The sequence below is a fragment of the Paeniglutamicibacter sp. NPDC091659 genome (genome assembly GCF_044756805.1).
In the GTDB taxonomy this organism is placed as follows: domain Bacteria; phylum Actinomycetota; class Actinomycetes; order Actinomycetales; family Micrococcaceae; genus Paeniglutamicibacter.
In genome coordinates, this window is sequence record NZ_JBIVTO010000001.1 from 731,728 (window position 1) to 754,102 (window position 22,375).

At 63.6% G+C, this 22,375-nt stretch carries 21 protein-coding genes; 10 read left to right on the plus strand and 11 right to left on the minus strand.

The features are described from left to right. Window positions 1–269: 269 nt before the first annotated feature. The 6 genes from ACIQLF_RS03315 to ACIQLF_RS03340 form a co-directional block, all read right to left on the minus strand. On the minus strand, window positions 270–1,703 hold the full coding sequence (locus ACIQLF_RS03315) for an aspartate ammonia-lyase (RefSeq protein ID WP_400294283.1): 1,434 nt from the start codon (window positions 1,701–1,703) through the stop codon (window positions 270–272). Further along, a complete protein-coding gene (locus ACIQLF_RS03320; protein WP_400294285.1) occupies window positions 1,690–2,844 on the minus strand; it encodes a M20 family metallopeptidase in 1,155 nt (384 codons plus the stop codon). The genes ACIQLF_RS03315 and ACIQLF_RS03320 overlap by 14 nt, the downstream gene beginning before the upstream one ends. A gap of 101 nt (window positions 2,845–2,945) precedes the next feature. After that, window positions 2,946–3,623, minus strand: a complete 678-nt coding sequence (locus ACIQLF_RS03325) for a DUF1028 domain-containing protein (protein ID WP_400294287.1) — start codon at window positions 3,621–3,623, stop codon at window positions 2,946–2,948. A 29-nt stretch (window positions 3,624–3,652) separates the two neighbouring features. Continuing rightward, a complete protein-coding gene (locus ACIQLF_RS03330) occupies window positions 3,653–5,140 on the minus strand; it encodes a 4-hydroxyphenylacetate 3-hydroxylase family protein (protein ID WP_400294289.1) in 1,488 nt (495 codons plus the stop codon). A 48-nt stretch (window positions 5,141–5,188) separates the two neighbouring features. Then, the gene (locus tag ACIQLF_RS03335; RefSeq protein ID WP_400294291.1) at window positions 5,189–5,773 is read right to left on the minus strand and encodes a flavin reductase family protein; all 585 of its coding nucleotides are present in this window, start codon (window positions 5,771–5,773) and stop codon (window positions 5,189–5,191) included. 130 nt (window positions 5,774–5,903) lie between these two features. Further along, window positions 5,904–6,839 carry a LysR family transcriptional regulator gene (locus ACIQLF_RS03340; protein WP_400294293.1) on the minus strand — a complete coding sequence of 312 codons (936 nt, stop codon included), beginning with the start codon at window positions 6,837–6,839 and terminating at the stop codon, window positions 5,904–5,906. A gap of 126 nt (window positions 6,840–6,965) precedes the next feature. On the opposite strand from ACIQLF_RS03340, the gene ACIQLF_RS03345 reads away from it, so the two are divergent. Genes ACIQLF_RS03345 through ACIQLF_RS03355 form a run of 3 tightly spaced genes read left to right on the plus strand, consistent with a single transcriptional unit; the run spans window position 6,966 to window position 10,567 of the window. Then, window positions 6,966–8,126: a M20 family metallopeptidase gene (locus ACIQLF_RS03345; RefSeq protein ID WP_400294295.1), complete on the plus strand. Its 1,161-nt coding sequence runs from the start codon at window positions 6,966–6,968 to the stop codon at window positions 8,124–8,126. 41 nt (window positions 8,127–8,167) lie between these two features. Beyond that, a complete protein-coding gene (locus ACIQLF_RS03350) occupies window positions 8,168–9,034 on the plus strand; it encodes an ABC transporter substrate-binding protein (RefSeq protein WP_400294297.1) in 867 nt (288 codons plus the stop codon). A gap of 9 nt (window positions 9,035–9,043) precedes the next feature. Continuing rightward, window positions 9,044–10,567, plus strand: coding sequence for an amino acid ABC transporter permease/ATP-binding protein (locus tag ACIQLF_RS03355; RefSeq protein ID WP_400294299.1), 1,524 nt, complete (start codon window positions 9,044–9,046; stop codon window positions 10,565–10,567). Between the two features lie 223 nt (window positions 10,568–10,790). Here ACIQLF_RS03355 and rraA read toward each other — a convergent pair whose 3' ends face one another. The 5 genes from rraA to ACIQLF_RS03380 all read right to left on the minus strand — a co-directional run bounded on the left by rraA (window position 10,791) and on the right by ACIQLF_RS03380 (window position 15,146). Then, window positions 10,791–11,255: a ribonuclease E activity regulator RraA gene (rraA, locus tag ACIQLF_RS03360; protein WP_400294301.1), complete on the minus strand. Its 465-nt coding sequence runs from the start codon at window positions 11,253–11,255 to the stop codon at window positions 10,791–10,793. 91 nt (window positions 11,256–11,346) lie between these two features. Then, window positions 11,347–11,934, minus strand: coding sequence for a DUF805 domain-containing protein (locus tag ACIQLF_RS03365; protein ID WP_400294303.1), 588 nt, complete (start codon window positions 11,932–11,934; stop codon window positions 11,347–11,349). A gap of 12 nt (window positions 11,935–11,946) precedes the next feature. After that, window positions 11,947–12,795, minus strand: coding sequence for a fumarylacetoacetate hydrolase family protein (locus ACIQLF_RS03370; protein WP_400294305.1), 849 nt, complete (start codon window positions 12,793–12,795; stop codon window positions 11,947–11,949). Between the two features lie 69 nt (window positions 12,796–12,864). After that, window positions 12,865–13,500, minus strand: coding sequence for a bifunctional 4-hydroxy-2-oxoglutarate aldolase/2-dehydro-3-deoxy-phosphogluconate aldolase (locus tag ACIQLF_RS03375; RefSeq protein ID WP_400294307.1), 636 nt, complete (start codon window positions 13,498–13,500; stop codon window positions 12,865–12,867). Continuing rightward, on the minus strand, window positions 13,497–15,146 hold the full coding sequence (locus ACIQLF_RS03380; protein WP_400294309.1) for an amidohydrolase family protein: 1,650 nt from the start codon (window positions 15,144–15,146) through the stop codon (window positions 13,497–13,499). The genes ACIQLF_RS03375 and ACIQLF_RS03380 overlap by 4 nt, the downstream gene beginning before the upstream one ends. A gap of 833 nt (window positions 15,147–15,979) precedes the next feature. On the opposite strand from ACIQLF_RS03380, the gene ACIQLF_RS03385 reads away from it, so the two are divergent. Genes ACIQLF_RS03385 through ACIQLF_RS03415 form a run of 7 tightly spaced genes read left to right on the plus strand, consistent with a single transcriptional unit; the run spans window position 15,980 to window position 21,743 of the window. Beyond that, a complete protein-coding gene (locus tag ACIQLF_RS03385; RefSeq protein WP_400294311.1) occupies window positions 15,980–16,909 on the plus strand; it encodes an amino acid ABC transporter permease in 930 nt (309 codons plus the stop codon). Next, window positions 16,906–17,670: an amino acid ABC transporter ATP-binding protein gene (locus tag ACIQLF_RS03390; RefSeq protein WP_400294313.1), complete on the plus strand. Its 765-nt coding sequence runs from the start codon at window positions 16,906–16,908 to the stop codon at window positions 17,668–17,670. The genes ACIQLF_RS03385 and ACIQLF_RS03390 overlap by 4 nt, the downstream gene beginning before the upstream one ends. A 47-nt stretch (window positions 17,671–17,717) precedes the next feature. After that, window positions 17,718–18,638 carry an ABC transporter substrate-binding protein gene (locus ACIQLF_RS03395; RefSeq protein ID WP_400294315.1) on the plus strand — a complete coding sequence of 307 codons (921 nt, stop codon included), beginning with the start codon at window positions 17,718–17,720 and terminating at the stop codon, window positions 18,636–18,638. A gap of 31 nt (window positions 18,639–18,669) precedes the next feature. Beyond that, a complete protein-coding gene (locus ACIQLF_RS03400; protein ID WP_400294317.1) occupies window positions 18,670–19,431 on the plus strand; it encodes a GntR family transcriptional regulator in 762 nt (253 codons plus the stop codon). A gap of 56 nt (window positions 19,432–19,487) precedes the next feature. Continuing rightward, window positions 19,488–20,267, plus strand: a complete 780-nt coding sequence (locus ACIQLF_RS03405; RefSeq protein ID WP_400294319.1) for a BtpA/SgcQ family protein — start codon at window positions 19,488–19,490, stop codon at window positions 20,265–20,267. Beyond that, window positions 20,264–20,794, plus strand: a complete 531-nt coding sequence (locus ACIQLF_RS03410) for an ureidoglycolate lyase (protein WP_400294321.1) — start codon at window positions 20,264–20,266, stop codon at window positions 20,792–20,794. Before ACIQLF_RS03405 ends, ACIQLF_RS03410 begins: the two co-directional genes overlap by 4 nt. Then, entirely contained in the window at window positions 20,787–21,743 is a 957-nt protein-coding gene (locus tag ACIQLF_RS03415; RefSeq protein WP_400294323.1) for a carbohydrate kinase family protein, read from the plus strand. Before ACIQLF_RS03410 ends, ACIQLF_RS03415 begins: the two co-directional genes overlap by 8 nt. The last annotated feature ends 632 nt before the right edge of the window (window positions 21,744–22,375 follow it).

The window sequence follows — 22,375 nt, forward strand, 5'->3', positions numbered from 1 at the left end:
GCTTCGCCCCTGCCGACGAGCCTACACAGTGCGGTGCGGAATGAGGGAACGCAAAGCCCTGTTCCTGCTGCCCTCAGGGGACCATCAAGAAGTTCCGGCAGGCCGGCAACTGGACGGCGGCTCCGGCAAGGCCGTCCGGTCATGGTCCTCCAATGGTTTGATACGGGGTCGTTGAACTGCCGACGGCTTGCTGTTCAACGACCCACGCGCCAACGTGTCTGCCGTTTCGCTGTCCGTTCGGAGGAGATTCCTTGTCCCGGCATGTCGGGCTAGCTGGAAACCGTTTGCGCCGCTCCCGTGAGATTCCGCGGCGAGATGGCTTCCGCCAGCTCGGATTCACTCAACAGCCCGCGTTCAAGGATCAGTTCCGAGAGGCTCTTTGTTCCGTGCAAGGCTTCCTTGGCCAATTCAGCGGATACGGCATATCCCAGGAGCGGGGTCAGCCCCGTGATGACGGCAAGGGAACCTTCTACGCGTTGCTTGAGAAGGACTTCATTTGCCTCAATTCCCACCACGCAACGTTCCCTCAAGGTCTTGCTCGCGTGGGTCAGCCACTGCATGGATTCCAGCAATGCATCGGCCATCACAGGTTCGAAGGCGTTGAGCTGCAGCTGCCCTGCTTCCACTGCCATGGTCACTGTCATGTCGGAGCCGACGATTCGGAAAGCGACCTGATTCACCATTTCCGGGATCACCGGGTTTACCTTCCCTGGCATGATCGAGGATCCGGCTTGGACCGCTGGAAGGTATATTTCGCCGAAACCCGATTGCGGTCCCGACGACAGCAACCGCAAGTCGTTGCAGATCTTGGACAACTTGACCGCCGCCCGCTTGATCATTCCGGAAAGCAGAAGGAACACACCGGTGTCGGATGTCGCCTCCACGAGGTTGACCGCCGCCATCAGGGGCAGCCCGGTGATTTTGGCGAGCTCCGGAACCACGAGTGCCCTGTATTCGGTCGAAGCCGTGATGCCGGTGCCGATTGCTGTGGCACCCAAGTTGATTTCGGCCAGGTGCAACCGCATTTCACACATGCGGTCATTGTCCTCTCGCAATGTTTCGGCAAAGGCACCGAATTCTTGTCCAAGGGTCATCGGGACGGCATCCTGCAATTGGGTGCGTCCGATCTTGAGGATGTCGGCGAATTCCAAGGACTTCATGGCGAATGCCGCCGCCAGTTTGCCGTGTTCCTCGACGAGCTCATCCAGGGAGCGGCGCAGTGCAATCTTTACGGCCGTGGGATAGGTGTCGTTGGTGCTCTGGCTGCGATTGACGTGGTCGATGGGATCCAGGTGCTGGTACTGGCCTTTTTCATGTCCCAGTAGTTCCAATGCCCGGTTGGCGATGACCTCGTTGGCATTCATGTTGGTGCTGGTTCCCGCGCCGCCCTGAATGCGGTCAACCACGAATTGGTCATCGAATATGCCATCCATGACTTCGGCGGCTGCGGCTTGAATGACCATGGAATGCTTGGCGCTGAGCAGTCCCGTTGACTCGTTTGCCCGCGCGGCGGCCGCTTTGACCGCACCAAAAGCCCAGACCAGATGACGGAAATCTCCAATGGTTCGACCACTGATCGGGAAGTTTTGGCGGGCCCTCTCGGTGCTGATCCCGTAGTAGGCGCAGCCCGGTACCTCGACCTCACCCATGGAGTCGTGTTCCCGACGGGTGGAAAGCGGTCTTGCCGGCTCATTGCCCAACATATTCGTTCCTTTCGTTTCGGAGATGGCTACCTACATAGTCCAAAGCCGTCAGGGCCAGGGCCGCAGCCCCATCATGAATTGCACTTTCGGCTGCGGCCCCGACGCAATGCTCGGCGAATTGCAGCTGGTGGTTGGAGTCCGGATAGCAGTGCAGCCCAATGTAGGGGTGAATGGCCGGAACGATTTGTGACACATTGCCCATGTCGGTCGAAGCCCGGTTCATGGTTGCGTGCTCCGCGGGCGCGTCAAAACGACGTCCAAGTTTTTGTGCGTGGTGGACATACATTTCCAGTGCCCGTGTGTCGGTCCGGAACTCGGAGTACGGCTCGGATTCCGGGGTCATTTCGAGGTCGCATCCCGTGGCCAGCGCGCCTGCCTCAAAGCAACGGCGCACACGGGCCTCGGCCAGCACCAGCTCTTCAAGGGTTTCGGCGCGGACATACCAGCGGCCTTCCGTATGTTCCGGGATGGCGTTGGGGGCTTCTCCTCCGCGCGTCTGGATGCCATGCACCTTGATGGTGCCAGGCAGTTGCTGTCGCAATAGTCCAAGAGCAACTTGGGCCACAACGAACGCGTCGTTCGCGTTCACTCCCTGCTCGGGGTAGGCAGCAGCATGAGCCGACTTCCCTCGATAGGAAATATGGTGGTGTCCCACCGCAAAGGGCCGGGCCTCCGCGGAATCAACGGGGCCGGGGTGAGCCATCATCGCCAGGTCCAGACCCAGGAACGCCCCACGCTTGAGCATTTCTATCTTGCCGCCGCCGCCTTCCTCGGCAGGGGTGCCATAAACCTCCACCGTCAGGTCGTATTGCTCTGCCAGATCGGCCAACACGATGGCAGCCCCGCACGACATGGCGGTAATCAGGTTGTGTCCGCATGCATGACCCAATTCAGGCAGGGCGTCGTATTCAGCACAAAGGCCGACACGGAAGCGTCCCGATCCAAACACGGCTCGCAGGGCAGTGGGGAAGCCGAGGTATCCACGTTCCACTTCGAAGCCGTGGCTCTCCAGGAATTGTGCAGTCCATTCGGCCGCCTTGAACTCTTTCCAGCCCAGCTCGGGGTGGGCATGGATCCTCTCCGAAAGCTCGACGAGTCCATGCTGAATTTCTTCAACGCGACGCACAACATGCTCATGCACTATTTGTTCCAACTTCCTTCTCAATCGCGATGCACATCAGGGATCCGGGTAATGCCAGTGGGTCCCGGACCGATGGTCCGGGACCCACTGGCATTTCGTCGTCAGAGGTCCCCGGGGACCCCATACGACGGGGCAATCGTCGGGTTGATTGCGCGGGAACGGTACGCTTCCTTTTCAGGCGCCCAACGCTCCCAGAGATCCTCCAAGACCCCGATCGGGTCCTCGTCATCCCAATCAACGCGTAGGTCGGTAGACGCCCAAGAATGTCCATCAACAACCACCAGACCGGCAGAGTGGACGGTGCCTTCCTCGCCGCCGGCGTTCAACCCGGCAACCAAGCCATCCAACAGCCGACGCTCGAAGGCACTTGCCGCCGAATTTTGGTAGGCAGCCATGATGGCGGCCGGAACTCCCGGATCGGAGAGCAAATTGCCCGCCGCCACGGCTCCGTCGAGGGCAACTACGCGGTTGGTCCCAAGCGTCCCCGATCCGGAGAACGAAGCCACGTTGCCGTCCTTGTCAACGACGGCGACCTGCCGGAAATCGATATGTTCCGCATCCCGGGCGACGCTGTCCAGCGCGAGCTGCGCGTTGGAACCGGACTCAAGCGCGTTGAGAATTCGTTCGCCCAGCCCAGGGTCGGTCACGTTCTGCGAGGCAACGCCTCCCACCGCTGAACGCAAGTGGACGCATCGGGCGGCCACCGCTGGGCTGGAGGAAGTGACCACCATTCCGAACGCGCCGGTGCGGGGATCACGGGCAACCAGTGAAAATGTCATGTCAATGTCCTAGGGGTTGTCTCAGTGGCTCAAACTCGGCTGGCAAGCTTGGCGGTGCCGTTCGTGTCGCCGGTGACCCGGTCGGAAAGGTCCGCGGCCTTGCGCACGAGGTCGAGCGGCCCCTCGAAGTCGAAGTTCCGGTAGATGGCACCGAGCTGGGCAAACGGCGGCGACTGGGCAAAGAGCTGGAAGGTAAGCCGGTGCCCGGCGTAGTCGCTGTTGAGCAGGTCGCGGGCGAAGGCCAGGAGCTTGCGGCGATCGTCGGCAATCCAGTTCTCGTTGACGTTGTAGTACTTGTCCAGCCAGTCCTTGGTGTCCGGGTGTGCGAACGTGGCGGCATCGGGAGTGATGCAGATCTGGCCGCCGCACAGTTCGCGAGCAATGTGCATCATCGTGGGCAGCTGCGACAAGGCCGTCACCCGACCGGTGTAGAGCAGCGACTGGTTTGGCATGAGCAGTCCGCCGGGGCTCGTTTCTGCCATGGCAATGGATGCGGTCAGGTGCGCATTGATGTTTTCGCGGTAGCAGGCGAGTTGGGCCAGCTTCTCCTGAACGGCCGGCTGCTTCTCCAGACCGGTCTGCTTGACGTTCCACAGGGCGGCACCGATCATCATGTCAGCGAGATGCTGGGTGCGCTGAACGAACGGGAATGCGCTGTAGCGGTGCAGGGTGGAGCGGATGAACGCGGCAGCACGCGTGTGGCGGTAGAAAAGCACATCCTCCCAAGGGATTTCCACGTCGTCGAAGATGACCAGTGATTCGACTTCGTCCACACGGTTGGACAGCGGGTAGTCCTTGGCCGACGCCCGACCGGCAAAGCCCGTACGGGAAATGAACTTCAAGCCCGGGCTGGAAAGGTTCGCTACGAAACCGACCGCGTAGTTCGAGAGCGTGTCGTTGCCCCAGTTGGCGATGGTCGGCTTGGTGAATGCCTGGTTGGCGTATGCCGCGGCCGTTTCGTACTTGGCGCCGCGAACGACGATCCCGTTGTCGGTTTCACGCACCACATGCAGCAGCATGTCCGGATCCTGGTCTTGGGGCGCCTTGGACCTGTCGCCTTTGGGATCGGTATTGGCCGATATGTGGAATGTGTCGGCGGTGATGGAACGTTCGATGTGTCGCCGGATGTTTTCTGAAAAACGCGGGTCAACCTCGTTGAGGACATCTTGTCCGTCAAAGAGGGACCACATTTCACCAATGGTCTCGTCGCCGACTCGCGTAACGACTCCGCCGGCCTCGCCTAGCGTCAGGTCAACTGCGCGGCGCTTGTCCCACCAGTCTTCCTGGGTTCGCGGCAGGCGGTTTCCGATCGCGTTGAGTTCGCCGCTCTTTTCATCGGCGTAGGTCATCGCTGCTTGTGTCGACTCTTGATGAGCCATGTCGAAAATCATGGCACGTTGATCGACGATGGGCTTGAACATGGGGTGGGTGGTTACGTCGTCTACCTGCTCGCCGTTGACGTAGACCTTGCGGCCGTCTCGAATGGACTCGCGGTATTCTTCACCAGTACGAAGCATTTGCCTCTACCTTTCTCGCATGAAAATTAGTTGGATAACGCTGGCGTTTTAGCGCACCGGTCCCGAGCCCGGATAGTCGGGAAACACTGACGGTTCCACCGGTTCCGGCTTGCCGTAGGTACGAGCGTGATAGGTCAAGGGTTCGCCTGGCTGGCCTCCGACCGCGGTGACGTTCCCGAAGTAGACGTAATGGGTGCCGCATTCGACGACCTGCCGAAGGGTGCAGTCAAAGGAAGCCAACGCGTCCACCAACGTGGGGCAGCCCGAAGGCAGCGGTGCCCATTCTCCGCAGGTGAAATCCCAGCGTTCCTTGCCGGGCCAAGGCCGGCCTGCAAAGGTGTCGGCCACGTGGTCGTGCTGGCGCCCCAGCAACGAGACGGAGAAAACGCCGTGCTTGACGATGGCCTCGTTGAGCGGGCTCTTTCGGTTCACACACACCAGCAGGGTGGTTGGATCGGCTGTCACCGAGCACATGGCGCTGACCGTCTGGGCGTACCTGCCGCTGGGGCCGTCGGTGCCAACAACCGTCACGCCGGTGGCGGCGCGTCCCATGGCCCCAACGAACGCGTTCCGCAAAGCCTCTGGATCGTTCTTGAGGCCAACAGTGGCAGCTGGCTTGACTGACGTAGACATTGAATCAACCTCCTTGGATCGACCGGAACTGGTGCCGGTCTGAATGTTCACAAGATCAGTCTGTGATTCAAGTCGTAATTGAACAAGCAGATTATTTCTTAGTTATCCATCTAAAAAATCGAAACCGGTTTCATCGAGGTTCATGCATTCCGTTCCAGAGCGCAAGGCTGGTTTCGACCTGTTCCATAAACGCCCTCACGCGTGCAGTCGGCCGCACCCTGGACAAATGCGCAGTGGCAATGCCCAGCGGCGGGATGTCCGCCGCAAGTTCCCGCGTGGCCACCTGCAGCCCTTCATAACTCATGGAAATTGCGGTGCGCTGGCTCAAGATGGAGTACCCGAGGCCGCGTGCGACAAGCGCGCGAACCATCTCGAAACTGGTTGTCTGAAAGCGGACCGTCGGTTCCAGCCCCTCAAGCTGGAAGAACGACAGGAAGTACTCCCCGCCGGGGGCAAGGTCAAAAAGGATCATCGGTTCGGGGGCAAGCTCTCGCAGGGAGACCCGACGCTGTTCGGCCAATGGGTGGTCGACGGGTAGGACCACATAGGGCTTGGACGCATAAACCCTTGTCAGGGTAAATGCCCCGGATTGCTTGAGTTCGTGCAGCTGGTAGTCGTAGATGATGATCAGGTCCAGCGCCCCGTTTGCGAGGGAGTCGGCGAGCGTCTTTTGGTCGCCTTCCATGAACGAGAGCTCGACCCGCGGGTGCTTTCGCAGGAAATCATCGATCACCATTGGCAGCAGCACGGGCGCCAGGGACGAATAGCAGCCGACACGCAGCTTTCCGGCCAGCGAATCGACGCTGCTTCTGGCGGACTCATGCATTTCCTCAATGCCCATGATGATCCGCCTGCTGTCGGCCACCACCTCGCGACCCACTGCAGTGAGGCTCATCCCTCGCGGGTGGCGAACAAACAGTTGGGCGCCGAGCGACTGCTCGAGGTCGGCAAGTGCTGTCGAAACGGCGGATTGGCTGAGGAACAGCTTTGCGGCGGCACCTGTGACGCTGCCGGCTTCGGCCGCGGCCAGCAAGTATTCGAGTTGCTTGAGCGTTATTTCAGCCATCGTTTTTTCCGATACCTTCCTTCGAATTCATGTGATATTCAGCACTCGCAAAGTGTTGCATAGTTTTCACAACGTAGAGGTCGCAAACGGCGAGGGCACCGGGCGACCAGCCACCAAGGAGGACCAATGACAGAGCACAGCGCCGATGTACAGCTGCTTCAGGAAATACTTTCCATTGACTCAACATGGGGTAATGAAACGCCGTTGGCCGAATTTATTGCGCAGCAGATGCGTGAATGGGGCGTTGACGAAGTGGAACTCGTTGAATCGATGCCCGGACGGTACTCGGTTGGTGGGCGCATCCGAGGAACCGGCGGCGGCAAGTCGCTCCTCCTGAACGGGCATCTGGACACGTATGAAGCCTCACCGGACTGGACCAAGGATCCCTTCCGCGGAACGGTTGAGGATGGCCGCATCTATGGGGCGGGCATTGCGGACATGAAGGCCGCTACCACTGCCGCCCTTGCCGTCATGCGCCGCATTGCCACCGGCGGCCAGCGTCCGAAGGGCGACGTTGTGTTCCAGGGCGTCTCTTGCCACTTTGAAGGTGGGGTCGGCACCCGTTCGCTCCTCGAAGCGGGATTTACTGCGGACGCGGGCATCTGCGGCGAGCCCACAGACAACACCATCGGCACGGTCCACAGGGGAGCCGCCTACCTGAAGGTCACCACACACGGCAAGCAGGCCCATACTTCCGCCAAGGAACTCGGGCTCAACGCCATTGAAACCATGGAACCGGTCCTCGCGGGCATGCGGAAGTTCGAATCCGAAATGCCGTACCACCCGCACCCGGAACTCCCCGGCGGACCCAAGCTCAACATCGGCACTGTGCGCGGCGGCACCAAGCACAACCAGGTTCCGGACCGTTGCGAAATGACCTGCGATATCCGGTTGCTTCCCAGCCAAGACCCATACGACGTGCGCGACCAAGCGGAAAGCATGATTCAGAAACTCGCGGAAACCGATCCGCGCATCGATGCGACGGTTGAATTCAGCGAACATTGGCTTTCCGGCCCCCGCCTCCCATACGAAATCGACAAAGACAGCCCCATCGCTCGTGCCGTGGCTGCGGCCATGCACAGCATTGGCACCGAACCGGTTTTCCAGGGCATTCCGTTCTGGACCGACATGGTTCCGCTCCACCAAGCAGGCATTCCTTCGGTGAACATCGGTCCGGGCACACCTCCCTACTCCTGGGCCGATGAATGGGTGGAACTGGCGAAATACGAAGAAATTATCGAGATATACGCCGCAGTAGTAAGTGGCTGGTGTAACCAGAGCGTCTAGCATCACTCTTCGGCGCCGCAACTTTTAACAAGGAGAACATCATGGGTAAGACTTTCCGCAGTACTCTCGTTGGGTGTGCAGCCATCGCATCACTCATGCTGACCGGATGCGCGGGTTCCAGCAATGCCAGCGCCCCCGTCGACGGCACCGTCCCCAAAGTGGCCACCAAGGCCCCGGGCATCCTCAATATCGGCGTTGACCTAACGTATCCTCCCTACGACATGCTGCAGGACGGCAAGCCGGCAGGCTTCGACGTTGAATTCATGAATGCCGTGGCCAACAACCTGGGCCTCAAGGCCAGCTTCACCGACACCCGTTTCGCGCAGATCGTCGCCGGCATCAAATCCAACCGCTATGACGTGATCGCCTCGACGCTTTACATTTCCGCGGCCCGATCCAAGGAAGTCGACTTTGTACCCTACTTCCAGACCGGAAACTCGATTATCAGCCTTGCCGACGGGGACAAGTACGTGACTGCGCAGGATCTGTGCGGAAAGAGCGTTGGAGTTGTCACGGCAACGGTCATCGCCGACATCATGCCGCATGCCGAGAGCGACAAGTGCAAGGAAAACGGCAAGGGTCCCATCACCGTCAAGGAATTCCCGACCGATCCCGAAGCCACCCAGGCGCTCCTGGCCCATCAGGTCGATGCGCAGATGACAGACGGCGCCGTCGCCAAGATTGCCGTGGAGAAGTCCCGCAAGCGCCTGGTCCTGAGCAGCCAGGAATTGATCTATCCCATCGCTGTGGGCATCGGTGTCAGCAAGGGCAACGCCGAAATGCAAGACGCGGTGGCCGGAGCCATTGAAACCATGAAGGCCGATGGCAGCTACAAGGACCTGCTGGCCAAGTACAACCTCGAGCCGGTGGATCCCGAGGTCCTCAAAGAATCATTGAACCGGAAATAGGTGAGTGCCATGGTGTTTGATTGGGGATATACGTTTTCGTTGTTCCTGGATCCCGATCTTTGGAAGGGCGCCGGCGTCGTGGTGGCCTTGGCTGTCCTGTCATGGACGATCGCCAACGTCGCCGGAATCGGTTTGGCCCTCATGCGCGAATCGCGCAAGCGGGCACTGAATGTGATCGCCGGGCTCTACATCTGGCTCTTCCGGAGCCTGCCGCTGCTGGTTCTTCTGGTCTTTGCCTACAACATCCCGCAGGTGTTCCCCGCCTCGCAGGTCATCCTGGGATCGTCGTTCAACGCAGCGTTGATCGCCATGGTCCTGCACGAGGCGGCCTACATGGCGGAGATCCACCGTGGCGGCCTGCTCTCGGTAGGACTCGACCAGCGTGAGGCGGCCAAGGCGCTCGGCCTGCGTTACGGGCAGTTCCAGCGCCGGATCGTGCTGCCGCAGGCATTCCGTATCGCGCTTCCAACGCTGGGCAACGAGTTCATCTCGATCCTGAAGCTCACCTCGCTCGCCAGCGTGATCTCGCTTCCCGAGATCCTGCTGGTCGGCCAGCGGCTTTTCACCCAGAACTTCTTGGTCCTGGAGACGCTGACCGCCGTCGCTGCCTTCTACGTCCTGCTGGTGACGGTCTTTGACCTGCTGCGCGCGGCGCTGGAACGCAAGCTGGACGTAACGCGCCGCCACACGAAGCTAGAGGGCGGCCCGGCGGAAATCGAACACCTGACGGCGCGAGTCCGTGAACGCCATCCGCATGCGGGCGACAAGTTGGTGCGTGCGGAAGAGGTCACCAAGACCTTTGGCGAAAACCAGGTTCTCAAGGGCGTGAATCTCGACGTCCACCGCGGAGAGGTTGTTGTCGTGATCGGGCCATCGGGTTCGGGCAAGACAACGCTTGTGCGCACCTTGAACCACCTGGAACCACACGATGGAGGCCAGGTCGTCGTCAACGGAGAGACCATCGGCTACCGGATGGATGGCGACGGACGGAAGCTGCCCCTGGGCGATGCCGCCATGGCGCAACAGCGGTCCAATATCGGCATGGTCTTCCAGCGTTTCAACCTCTTCCCGCACCTCAACGTGCTGGAAAATGTCACGCTGGCACCTGTGCAGACCAAGCTGATGACCCAGACGGAGGCCGACGAGTACGGCCGCGAACTCCTGAAGCGGGTGGGCATGGGACAACACAGTTCCAAGTATCCGCACCAGCTTTCCGGCGGCCAGCAGCAGCGCGTCGCCATTGCCCGGGCCCTGGCCATGAAGCCGTCGGTGATGCTTTTCGACGAACCCACCAGTGCGCTGGACCCGGAGCTCGTGGCAGAGGTGCTGGATGTCATCGCGGGCCTGGCCAATGACGGCATGACGATGGTGATCGTCACCCACGAAATGAGGTTGGCCCGCGACGTCGCCGACTGGGTCGTTTTCATGGAGGACGGCAACGTCGTCGACACCGGCTCTCCGGAACACATCTTCGGTCCGGATGGCTGCGATCGTGTCCAGCGATTCGTCAAGCACGTCTCGGCGGGCGTTTAGTCGTTGAAGCAGCAGCGGGCGGCGTGGTGTTGGTTGCCACGCCGCCCACTGCTGTGTTTGTCCACAAGCACCCGAGCCAATCCTGGATGGCCGGATTCAGGCAGCGGCTCCAAGCGCGAAGAGCGGGCGCGCGGCTCCCGGATTCTCCGGCGAGGAGTTGCACCCGGTACCTATTGTGAGCGGGCCCCGACCGGAGTTTGCGCGGAGCCCACCGGCTGCGGCATCAGGACCCGACGAGAATTCCGTCTTCGTCGCTCCACAGCGTGGCGCCGGGCTTGAAGACGACCCCGCCGAAGTCAACGACCACGTCGACGGCGCCGACCGAGTCCTTGGCGCTCTTGCGCGGGTTGGAACCCAGGGCCTTGATGCCCAGCTCCGTTTGCGCCAGCGCCACGCGGTCGCGGATGGCGCCGTTGATGACAACCCCGGCCCAGCCGTTCTTGACTGCGGCGGCGGCGATCATGTCGCCCATGAGGGCGGACTCCAGGGAGCCGGCCCCGTCGACCACCAGGACCGCGCCGTCTCCGGGGGAGTTCAGCAGCGACTTGACCAGGCCGTTGTCGCGGTAGCAGCGCACCGTGCGGATGGGCCCGGAAAACCGGGGGCGGGCGCCGAAATCGGCAAGCTGCAGCGAGAGCGACTGCAGTGTTTCGTCGGCATCGAAAAGATCGCAAGTAGTGAAGCTCATGGCCCCAGCCTACGATTCGGGCGCGGAAAAACCGCGGGGTGTTACGCGATGGTCGCGCAACACCCCCCCGGGATCATCCAAGTGCGGACGCTCAGCCTTGGTACGGCGGGTAGGCTCCCACGCCGGGATGGAAACCCGCGTCGAAGCGGGCCCCGGCCGGGGTCGAGGGAAACAGGCACAGGATGGCGACGACCAGCGGGCCGACGCCCGGCACCAGGTGCAGGAAGAGCAGCGCGCCGCTGAAGTTCGCATCATGCAGCCGCCTGGAGGTTGCGGCAAGCGTGGGAATGAACATGGCCATGCCGAAGCCGATCCAGAGCAGGAACGCCAGCACCGTCAACCCGCTGAGCTCCTCGGTGGCCGGGTCCGTCGTCGAGGCGTCCAGCGCCATGAAGAAGCAGAGGAACGCCAGCGAGGCGACGGCGTCGAAGAAGACCAGCCACCAGTACTCGGACAGCGAGGCGCGTCCGCCGAAGACCACATACTTCCGGAAGGCCCGCTTGATGGCGGTGCCCATCCCGACGCCGTAGGCGGGCAGCTGCAGGGGCGTTTCCTGCGGGTTTCCCGACCCCGAGGGCGGATACTGGCCGGGATACGGGCCGGGGACCTGGCCGAGGTAGGGATTCGGCGGTTGCCGGGGATCGAACTGCGGGGGATCGGACTGCGGAGGGTAAGACACCGTGCCTCCGTGCTAGATGAAGGTGTTGCGGCTGGTGCCGAGGGATTCGATCTCGGTTTCCAGCACGTCGCCGGGCTTGAGCCACGGGTGGCGGCCCGCCTCGTTGCGGCGGCCCAGCGCCACGCCCGCGGGGGTTCCGGTCAGGATGACGTCGCCCGGGCGCAGCTCGTTGAGCACCGAGAGGTAGGCGACCAGCGCCGCGGGGGAGAAGACCAGGTCGGAGGTCGAGTCTTCCTGGACCACCTCGCCGTTGACCCGGGTGGTGATCTTCGCGCCGGGGGTGAAGTCCTCGGCGCTGACCAGCCACGGGCCCAGCGGGGATGCCGCGTCCCAGCACTTGCCCTGCGTCCATTCGGTGCTGCGGCCCTGGTAGCCGCGCATGGACACGTCGTTGGACACCGCGTAGCCGGCAATGTGGTTTGCCGCCTCCGACTCCGCGATGCGGCGCCCCTTGGTGCCGATGACGATCGCCAGTTCTCCCTCCCAGTCGATCCGGTGGTCCTCGGCGGGGATCTCGATGTCGTCGTTGGCGCCGGTGAGCGAGGAAGCGAACTTGGTGAAGACCGTCGGGAACTTGGGTTCCTGCTTGCCGACCTCGGCGATGTGGTTCCGGTAGTTCAACCCGATGCAATAGACCTTGGCGGGGTTCAGGACCAGCGGCGCGTAGTCGGCCGAGGCGAGCGGGACGGCGGTGTCGATGCCGACGGCCGCGTCGAGCGCGTCCATGCGGGCCTCGTCGGAGGCGGCCAGGAAGGCCCCGACGTCGGCGAAGCCCGCGAGCTCGAAGGCCGCGTCGCCCTCGATGAGTGCGGCAAAGGTCGTCTCGGTGGCACCGGCTCGGCGCAGCGTTGCAAGTTTCATGGAATCATCACATCACAGGTGCACCCGCGCCGCGGCAAAGAAGACAAGGTGCCCGCGCACGCGGTGTTCCTAGCGCAGCGCGGCCGTGAATCCGGCGGCCAGCTCGCGGATCCGCGCATAGTCCCCGGAGGCGGCAAGCCCCGGCGGGACCACCGAGTCGCCGCAGCACACGGCCAGGGCCCCTGCAGCGAGGAATTCGCCGGCGTTTGCCAGGTCGATGCCCCCGGAGGGCAGCAAACGCGCCCCCGGGTAGGGTTCCAGCAACTCACGGAGGTAGTTCGGACCCAGGGTCCCGGCCGGGAAGATTTTCACCACCGTGGATCCCAGGTCCAAGGCCATGGCAACCTCGGTGGGGCTCATGGCACCCAGGCAGAACGGCACTCCGGCGGCGGCTGCAACCTTGGCGACCTCCGGGCGGATTCCGGGAGTGACAAGGAACTGCGCGCCGGCGTCGATGGCCGCGCGGGCCTGGTCGGCGTGCAGCACCGTGCCGACGCCGATCGTCGCCCCGTGCTCGGCCGCGGTTTCGACGGCCCGCGACACATGGGCGAGCAGATCGGGGGTGGTGAAGGTCAGCTCAACCGCCGTGATGCCGCCACCGGCCAGCGCTGCGCACAGTTGGGCCGCATCGTCGATGGACCGGGCGCTGACCACTGCCAGAGCCCTGTCGCGTTCGAGCATCTCGATCATTTCCGGGGTGTTCATGATGCCTGGGTCGTCCCTTCCGGGGTGCGGCGCAGGGCGCGGCCCGCCAGCGCACCGGTGGGCCGGTGGTCGTCGACGGCGCAGACGCCGTTGACGAAGACGTAGTTGATGCCGGCGGCGGGCTGCCGCGGGTCGGCGTAGGTGGCCATGTCCAGCAGCGCATCCGGGTCGAAGACCACCAGGTCGGCGGCGTACCCGGCGCGCAGCAGGCCGCGTTCGGCCAGCTTGAGCCGGGCCGCCGGGCGCCCGGTGAGGTGGTGGATCATCTCCGCCACGTCCATCAGGCCCAGGTCGCGGGCGTAGTGGGAAACGAACCGCGGGAAGGTGCCCCAGCCGCGCGGGTGCGGCTTGGTGCCGACCAGCATGCCGGCGGATCCGCCGGTGTGCGTGCGGTGCTTCATGATGGCCTGGACGTTTTCCTCGTTGCCGACATGCAGCAGGATTCCCGTGGCGAGGCGGTCGGCGGCCAGCACGTTGCAGAAGACCGTGAACGGCTCGACGCGCTGGATGCGGGCGATCTCCGCGATCGTTTGCCCGGCCAGCACAAACAGCTGCGGGGTGTCGACCGAGGCGATCTCGATCGCATCCCAGTCGACGGGCATTCCGTGGGCCCCGTCGGATCCGTTGACTTCCATGTCGTGGCGGATCTTGGCGGCCGTCGCGTCGTCCTCCAGCCTGGCGATGACGGTGTCCGAGTCCCCGGCCGCGGCCCAGCCGGGCAGCAGCGAAGCCAGGGCGGTGGCCCCGGAGACGTACGGGTAGGTGTCGCAGGTGACGTCCACGCCGGCCTCCAAGGCCGCATCAAGCATCGCGAGCAATTCCGGTGCCTTGCCCTCGTTGGGCGCGAAGTCCAGGGTGGCGTGGGTCAGGTGCAGTGCCACCCCGGATTCGGCGGCGAGCGCGATCATCTGGGCGTAGGCGTCAAGGGCGCCGGCCCCGTAGGAACGGTGGTGCGGCGCATAGTATCCGCCGTAGGCCGCGACCGTGGCGCAGAGCCTGGCAAGTTCGGCCTCGCCGGCGTACAGGCCCGGGGTGTAGGTCAGCCCGGAGGACAGGCCCACGGCTCCCTGTTCCATGCCGTCGGCCACCAGTTTCACCTGGGCGCTCAGCTGCTCGGGCGTCGGTTCGCCCGGACCCAGGCCCATGGCCAGGGCCCGGATGGTGCCCTGCGGCAACAGGTAGGCGGCGTTGACGCCGATGCCCGCATCCAGCCGGTCCAGGTATTCGCCGACCGTGCGCCATGAATACTTCAGCTCCGGGGGGTTCCCGTTCCAGCCGGCGAGCTTCTCCCGCATGGTCCCGAGCATGGCATCGTCCACCGGCGCGTAGGACAGGCCGTCCTGGCCGAGCACCTCGGTTGTCACGCCCTGGGTGAGCTTGGCCCGGTGTTCCGGGCGCAGCAGGATCTGCAGTTCCGAGTGCCCGTGCATGTCGATGAACCCGGGGCAGGTGATCAGCCCCGCGCCGTCGATCATCCGGGTGGTCCCGGTGTCATCGGTGTAGCCGCCCGGCGGCAGGATCGCGGTGATCTTGCCGTGTTCGAGCACCACATCACCGAGGTAGGCGGGCGCTCCGCTTCCATCGATGACGCGGGTGTGGGTGATGACGGTGGGTTGCGGACGGGGACGCACTGGCTCGCCGCTCACTGGAAGCAGATGTGAATCGGGCGGCTGGGGCTGGCGGAGCGGAGGTGCAAGGCTTCTCCTTGTTGTCGGCTGCATTCCCCGATTGCGCATGCTGCAACCCGTACCGCAGAAACGGCGCCCATGTTCAACACGGGCCAAAAGTGCAGGTCGCAGCCCAAAAGAGGAACGTAAATACTTGAGGCTACTTCCGTGAGTCTATGCCGCGAACGCGAAACGAAGGCCGTGTCCACTCCGGGGGAGTGTCGAGGCGCGTGAAACCGCGAAGCCGATGCACCGGGTTATCACAGGTCCCCCCCGGATATGTCGGCCACCGTTCGGTGGCCCGCTCTCGCCCAACCCCCAACACGCATCCATGGCAGCGCCCGTGCCGTTCCTGTATTCGTAGCGTGTTCTGTTTCGGTGCTCCGAGTCGGCGTCGCGCGGTGTCCGCATGCGGCGAGACGGAACCATTCTTCCGCCGTGCGGCGTCATGGAACTCCGCGGCGTCGAAAATTCCAACTTCTCGCTCCATGGGAAAACCGGCGGTTCCTGACAGGTTCGAGGTCCGGGCAGCGTCCTCCGTGCCTGGTTTTCGGGTGGACTGCCGTTTCCGTACTTGAGTTGGTGTTTCTGGCATGGTTCGTCGGGAGCGGCGGCAGGCGGCCGCGTCTGGCGGACGAGGATCCTGCGATTATTCCATTCGAAGTGCCGTTCGGGGTCGGTGGGAGGGCGAAAATCCAGCGCGCGAGTCACAATCCAAAAATGCTTGACTCGTGTCGGGCGTCACCCTAAATTCAAGTTGTACACCTGACCATACAACTTAGAGATTGAGGGCCATGCCGATGCTTTCCCAAGTGGCCTCGGACACTACCCGTGTCGGGGCGGATGCTCTGCAACAACGCAGTTACAAGATCGTCCGCTTGAGGCACCCGGGGCGGTGGCTGTCCGGCGTGATCGTGGTGGTTCTGCTTGGTCTTCTGGTCAAGGCATTCGCCGACGGCCAGATCCAGTGGGACGTGGTGGGCAAGTTCCTCACCGCCGAAGTGATTCTGCGCGGCTTTGCCAACACCCTGCTGATTTCCTTCTTCGCCATGATCATCGGTGCCGGGTTGGGCACGCTGTTTGCCGTCATGAGGCTCTCGCACAACCCCGTGACCCGATTTGTCGCCTGGCTGTACGTGTGGATCTTCCGGGGGACCCCGGTGCTGCTGCAGCTGCTGATCTGGTTCAACATCGCGCTCGTCTTCCCGACCCTCACCATCCCGGGGCTGTTCGAGGCCAGGACAGTGGACGTCGTGACGCCGTTCGTGGCGGCACTGCTGGGCTTGGGCATCAACGAGGGCGCCTACATGACCGAAGTGGTCCGCGGCGGCATCAGCTCCGTCGACCACGGCCAGACCGAGGCGGCGCAGACCCTGGGCATGTCCCGTTTCCAGACCCTGCGCCGGATCATCCTGCCCCAGACGATGCGGCTGATCATCCCGCCGATGGGCAACTCCGCCATCGGGATGCTGAAGTTCTCGTCGCTGGCCACGGCCATTTCGTTCACGGAAATGCTCAATGCCGCCCAACAGGTCTACTTCGTCAACGGCGCGGTCATCGAACTGCTGCTGGTCTGCGCAGTCTGGTACCTGCTCGGGACCACCGTGCTGAACATCGTGCAGTTCTACATCGAGCGCTACTACGGCCGCGGCGTGGCCCACGGCGCCAGCCGCCCACCCTTCCGATTCAGCTTCGGCCTGTCCCGCTCGGCGTCCCGGCCCGTCAACGAGGAGCAGTCATGACCACCGTCGTCAAAGCCATCAATGTCCACAAGAAGTTCAACGGACAAGAAGTCCTCAAGGGCGTCGACCTGGAGGTCAGCGACGGCGAGGTCCTGTGCATCCTGGGCCCGTCGGGCGGCGGCAAGAGCACGCTGCTGCGTTGCCTGAACCACCTGGAAACACTCGACGACGGCGTGGTGTGGATCGACGGTTCGATCATCGGCTACGAGCTGCGGGACGGGGTGCTGCGCGAGCTTCCTCCACGCAAGGTCCGCCAGCAGCAGCGCGAGATCGGCATGGTCTTCCAGCACTTCAACCTCTTCCCGCACATGACCGCGCTGCAGAACGTGATCGAGGGCCCCATGACCGTGCGCAAGGAATCGCGCGCCTCGGTGACGGCCCGGGCCACGGAACTGCTGACGGCAGTGGGGCTGGGCGACCGCGGCGGGGCCTACCCCTCGCAGCTTTCCGGCGGTCAGAAGCAGCGCGTGGCCATTGCCAGGTCGCTGGCCATGAACCCCAAGGTCATGCTGTTCGACGAACCCACCTCCGCCCTTGACCCGGAGCTGGTGGGCGAGGTCCTGGACGTGATGCGCAAGCTCGCGGCCTCCGGCACCACCATGATCGTCGTGACCCATGAGATCGCCTTTGCCCGGGACGTGGCGGACCGTGTGGCCATCATGGTCGACGGCACCATCCGCGAGATCGGCCCGCCGTCCGAGGTGCTGGCCAACCCCCAAGATCCCCGCGTGCGGAGTTTCCTCACGCGTGTCCTGAACTAACCAACCACCACTCCACCCATCGCTCCACCATCGAAAAGGAATCAGCAATGACGATGTTTTCTTGGACCACAAAGACAGCCAAGCTGACCGCCGCCCCGGCGATCATGGCCTTGGCCGCCACCCTGGCGCTCACCGGCTGCGGCGGTTCCGGCACGGCCACGGCCGGCAGCGAAACCAGCGCGGCAACCCCGGCCAGCCCGGAACTGCAGGCCATGCTGCCCGCCAAGATCCGCGACGCCGGCACGCTCAACATTGCCATCAGCCTCGCCTACCCGCCCATGGAGTACTCCGACGCCGGTTCCACCGAGCTCAAGGGCGCCGACATCGATTTGGCCAACGAGCTCGCCGCGCGGCTGGGGCTCAAGCCCAACTTCCAGAACGTCGATTTCGCCCAGCTGATCGTCTCGGTGACCACGGGCCGTGCGGACATCGTGTGGACCGCGTTCTCGGACCTGAAGAAGCGCCAGGGCCAGCTCGATTTCGTCGACTACTTCAGGACCGGCAACCAGTTCTTCGCCCCGGTGCAGAACCAGAAGGACATCAAGACCCTTGCGGATCTCTGCGGCCGGACGGTGACCGTCTCCACCGGAACCAGCTGGGTGCAGTCCACCGAGGAACTGAGCAAGTCGACCTGTGCGGCCGACAACCAGATCAAGATCCTTCAGGTCCCCACCCAGGCCGAGGAGATCCTGCAGATGCAGCAGGACCGCGCGCAGGCATCGCTGATTGGCTTCGAAGGCATTCTTGACCTGCAGAAACAGCAGCCGGACAAGTTCTACACGATCGGTGATCTACTGGAACCAGGCAACTACGGCATCGGCGTTGCCAAGGAATCCACGGAACTCCGGGACGCAATCCAGGCCACGATGGAGGCCATGCGGGCGGACGGAACCTACCTGAGGATTCTTGAACAGTACGGACTCAGGGATGCCGCGTTGGAGAAGATCACCATCAACGCCGGCAAGTAACGACAGAAACACATGAGGGGGACAGATACGCATGACAGCTGAGTTTGCGCTCGATCCACAGGATTCGGCACCGCTGTACGCACAGCTCTACAGGGACCTGCGCCAGCGGATCCTCGAGGGCGATTACGCGGAGGGCGAGGCAATCCCGTCGGAGACGGTGCTGCGGGATTTGCACGGCATTACCCGCAGCACCGTCAGGCATGCGGTGTCGTTGTTGGTTGCAGAGGGGCTGGTCCGCCAGATCCGGGGCAAGGGGACCATCGTCACCTACACGCCCATCAACCACAGCATCTGGAACTTCGGCGGCTTCACGGACTTTTCCCGGGCACGCAACGAACGGCCCGTCACGGAGGTCCTGTCCCAGGAAGTCCAGGACGGCCCCAACGGACCGCAGCTGCGGTTGGTCCGGGCCCGCGGCGTCGCCACGAACGATTCGCACACGTTCCTGAACCTCGACACGTCGGTGCTGGATCTGGGCCGGTTCCCCGGCCTGGAGAATTTCGGCTTCGACAATCTGTCCCTCTACCAAGTGCTGCGCGAGCACTACGGCGTCGCGCCGGTCCGCTCCGAGATCTCGCTGTCAGTGGCGCTGCCCTCGGAGCTGACCCGCCGGGTGTTCGGCGAGCTTCCGGACGTTCCGGGGTTCATCTGCGCCAGTGGCGAGGTGTACAGCAGCGACGACGAGCTGGTCGAACACACCTCGGTGATCTACTCGCCCGCGCTGGAAATGCGCGTCGGCACGTCCTGGAACGGGACGCCGCCGGGGCAAAGCTCTCCGCCGCGGGCCGTTTAAGGCTTCCAACTCCGGCGCATGCCGGATACCCCTCATTCACAAGTTAGGACTTTCCCTTGACCATCGGTGACAGCCGGTTTAGCCGGACCTTCAGCCAGCCCAAGCCCATTCTTGGCATGCTCCACCTTTCGGGCGACTCCGCCTCCGAACGGCTGGACATTGCCCGGGAGGAACTGGAAATTCTCCGCAGCCAGGGTGTTGACGGCGTCGTCGTGGAAAACTACTTCGGCGACAAGACCGACGTGCGCAATGTCCTGGAATGGCTGGAGGGCAAGCACCCCGACCTGTTGGTGGGCGTGAACGTCCTGCACGACCACCTGCTCGCCTTCGAGCTGGCCCGCCAGTTCCGCGTCGACTTCATCCAGATGGACTCGGTCGCCGGGCACCTGGCGCCGGAAGCCGACGAGGAATTCGCACTAGAGCTCCAGGAACTTCGCGGGGAGGTCGACTCCGTGCTGTTCGGCGGTGTGCGCTTCAAGTACCAGCCGGTGAACTCCGGCCGCACGGAGGCGGAGGACCTGGTCATCGGCATGGACCGGTGCGACGCATTTGTCATCACCAGCGATGCCACGGGCCAGGAAACCGACCTGGACAAGGTCAAGCGTTTCCGCTCCGTCGTGGGCGAAACGTTCCCGCTGCTGATCGGCGCCGGCCTGACCGCGTCCAACGTGCACGAACAGCTTGAGGCGACGGACGGCGCGATCGTGGGCAGCTTCCTCAAGGACACCCACGTGGACACCGGCCGGATCGCCGCCGCCCACGTCGAGTTGCTGATGCGCGAGGTGCGTGCGCTGCGCACGCTGGCCGGCACCGCCAACGGCCAGGCCGTCCGGTGAAGCTGCAAGCCCTGCCCGTGACGGCCGAGGAATTCGCGCCGTTCGGCCGGGTCCACGCCATGGTTCCGGCGCTCCAGCCGGAGGAACCGGCGGCTCGGCTGGTGGTCTCTTCCGGTGACGGCTGGTCCGACGTCTACACCGCCAACCCGCTGATCAGCACCAACGGCTCCCTCGGGATGACCCTTGGCAGCGGCGCACCGTTCAGCACGCGGCGCATGGAGCGCCACCTGGGCACCGAGGAAGCCCTCTTCACCGCGGGCTCCCCGGTGGTCCTGGCCGTCGCCGCACCGACCGACGCCGGGCAACCGAACGCCGCCGATGTCCGGGCATTCGTGATCAACCCGGGCACCGCCGTCGTCCTTCACCAGGGCACGTGGCACGACGCGTGCCACGGCGTTGACGGGGATGCCTACTACTACTGGATGGCCACCTGTGGCGGCGACGGGGGGTCCACCTGGACCGATGTCGAGGACGGGCCCGTGCATGTGGAGGTCGGCGTGAGCGCTGCAGGGGGCAACCGTGGATAGCGCGGCCGCGCGGCACACGGCGTTCTTCATCGGCGACGTGGCCCTGGACGACTACTTCACGGCGGAACGCTGGCCCGAGCTGGCCGACAAGGCGCCGTTCGATGCCACCGGAAGCTACGTGGGCGGCATGATCGCCAATGCCGCTTCCGTCCATGCCGGGCTCGGCGGCCCGACGGAGTTCATCTCGCACCTGAACGACGGCGCGCTGTCCCGGCGGCTGTGTACCGACCTCGGCCGCTACGGCCTGGGAACCACGCACATGTTGTACGACCCCGAGGTCCCGGATTCGCGGAACATGATCTTCCTGGTGGGCGGCGAACACGTGGTCCTCTATGCGGAGACCGGTGACAGCCCCATGATCCTGCCGCCCGAAGCGATGGAGGCGCTGAAGGCACCCGGGTTCCTGTACACGACCCTGTCCCGGGCGAAGCGGCTGCGGGCCGGAACCAGCGCGGGGGATGCGGTGCTGGCCCAGCTGCGCGAACACGGCCGCCGTGTGGTCTTCGATCTGGACGTCGAGGGATTCGTTGCCGGAGACGAAGGCTACCTGTACGGCGCCGACGTCATCATCATGAACCAAATCGGCTTCGAGCTGTCCTTCGGCGACCCGGATCCGGCCGTGGTCGCCGCGTGGATGCGCAAGCACGAGGTCAGGACGGTCATCCGCACCCTGGCCGCGGCCGGCGCGGAAATCCACGACGGCATCGGCGTCCGGACGGTCCCCGGTTACACCGTGCCGGTGGTCGACGTGACCGGTGCGGGGGACACCTTCGGCGGAGCCTTGGTCTTCGCCTTGTCGGAATCCACCGGCCTGCGCTCGGCAGTTGAATTTGCGGTGGCCGCCGCGTCGCGCGCCGTCACCATCGAGGGCCCGAGGGGCGGGGTGGCCTCGCGGGAGGACATCGAGAACTTCAGGCGGGCACAAACGACCTCCGAGGTCACTGCCTAGGCGGCTGGTTTAAAGGCACGTTCCCAAGGCGGGAGCGGGACTGATGATCGACATCGATTTTCAGACCTGCTCCCGCCTTGTCGCTACCCCGTTTGGCTACTCTGGATTCGCAGGTAAATATGGGGTTTCGGTACCGGAAATGATTGCGTAAAATGTGATTGAATTTCTTGGAATTACAGCCATTTGAAATCCGCAGGTTTGGGCGCTTGGAAATCGGTTGCCGTCTGGTTGATGTTGCGCGACGGGGTGGAAATTCTTGATAAATTCTTGGGCTGTTTGGAATCCTGCGTGAACACTCGATTGCAAAATTGGCGTGCATTGGCGCCTCCGAGTGCACTTCCTTGAAAATGAATTCTTCCCCGCGGACGCTGCGCTCCCTGCGACCGACGTCGCGAACGGCCGGGTTGCTCGGCGTGTGCGAGGGGTAGCCTGCAGTCGCGATGAGGGCACGTCGATCGCCGTGATGACTAGTGTCGACTGGGGTCCTCTGTCCGTGCTTCTGGGGCCCGGACAACGCGGTCCTGGGTGCCAGATAAAACGCTTTCGACTTGTCAGGCTCCAGATTTCGCCGCAGCCGAGCGGAACGTGTGTGATGGACCGGACCGCGGCGCATGTTGGGTGCGGGCCTTTGC

Bases quoted from the DNA above. Each gene is read 5' to 3' on its own strand.
- ACIQLF_RS03350 (WP_400294297.1), top strand. From the start codon at position 8,168: ATGGGTAAGACTTTCCGCAGTACTCTCGTTGGGTGTGCAGCCATCGCA.
- ACIQLF_RS03355 (WP_400294299.1), top strand. From the start codon at position 9,044: ATGGTGTTTGATTGGGGATATACGTTTTCGTTGTTCCTGGATCCCGAT.
- ACIQLF_RS03345 (WP_400294295.1), top strand. From the start codon at position 6,966: ATGACAGAGCACAGCGCCGATGTACAGCTGCTTCAGGAAATACTTTCC.
- ACIQLF_RS03375 (WP_400294307.1), bottom strand. From the start codon at position 13,500: ATGAACACCCCGGAAATGATCGAGATGCTCGAACGCGACAGGGCTCTG.
- ACIQLF_RS03370 (WP_400294305.1), bottom strand. From the start codon at position 12,795: ATGAAACTTGCAACGCTGCGCCGAGCCGGTGCCACCGAGACGACCTTT.
- rraA (WP_400294301.1), bottom strand. From the start codon at position 11,255: ATGAGCTTCACTACTTGCGATCTTTTCGATGCCGACGAAACACTGCAG.
- ACIQLF_RS03340 (WP_400294293.1), bottom strand. From the start codon at position 6,839: ATGGCTGAAATAACGCTCAAGCAACTCGAATACTTGCTGGCCGCGGCC.
- ACIQLF_RS03390 (WP_400294313.1), top strand. From the start codon at position 16,906: ATGACCACCGTCGTCAAAGCCATCAATGTCCACAAGAAGTTCAACGGA.
- ACIQLF_RS03330 (WP_400294289.1), bottom strand. From the start codon at position 5,140: ATGCTTCGTACTGGTGAAGAATACCGCGAGTCCATTCGAGACGGCCGC.
- ACIQLF_RS03315 (WP_400294283.1), bottom strand. From the start codon at position 1,703: ATGTTGGGCAATGAGCCGGCAAGACCGCTTTCCACCCGTCGGGAACAC.
- ACIQLF_RS03325 (WP_400294287.1), bottom strand. From the start codon at position 3,623: ATGACATTTTCACTGGTTGCCCGTGATCCCCGCACCGGCGCGTTCGGA.
- ACIQLF_RS03335 (WP_400294291.1), bottom strand. From the start codon at position 5,773: ATGTCTACGTCAGTCAAGCCAGCTGCCACTGTTGGCCTCAAGAACGAT.
- ACIQLF_RS03395 (WP_400294315.1), top strand. From the start codon at position 17,718: ATGACGATGTTTTCTTGGACCACAAAGACAGCCAAGCTGACCGCCGCC.
- ACIQLF_RS03400 (WP_400294317.1), top strand. From the start codon at position 18,670: ATGACAGCTGAGTTTGCGCTCGATCCACAGGATTCGGCACCGCTGTAC.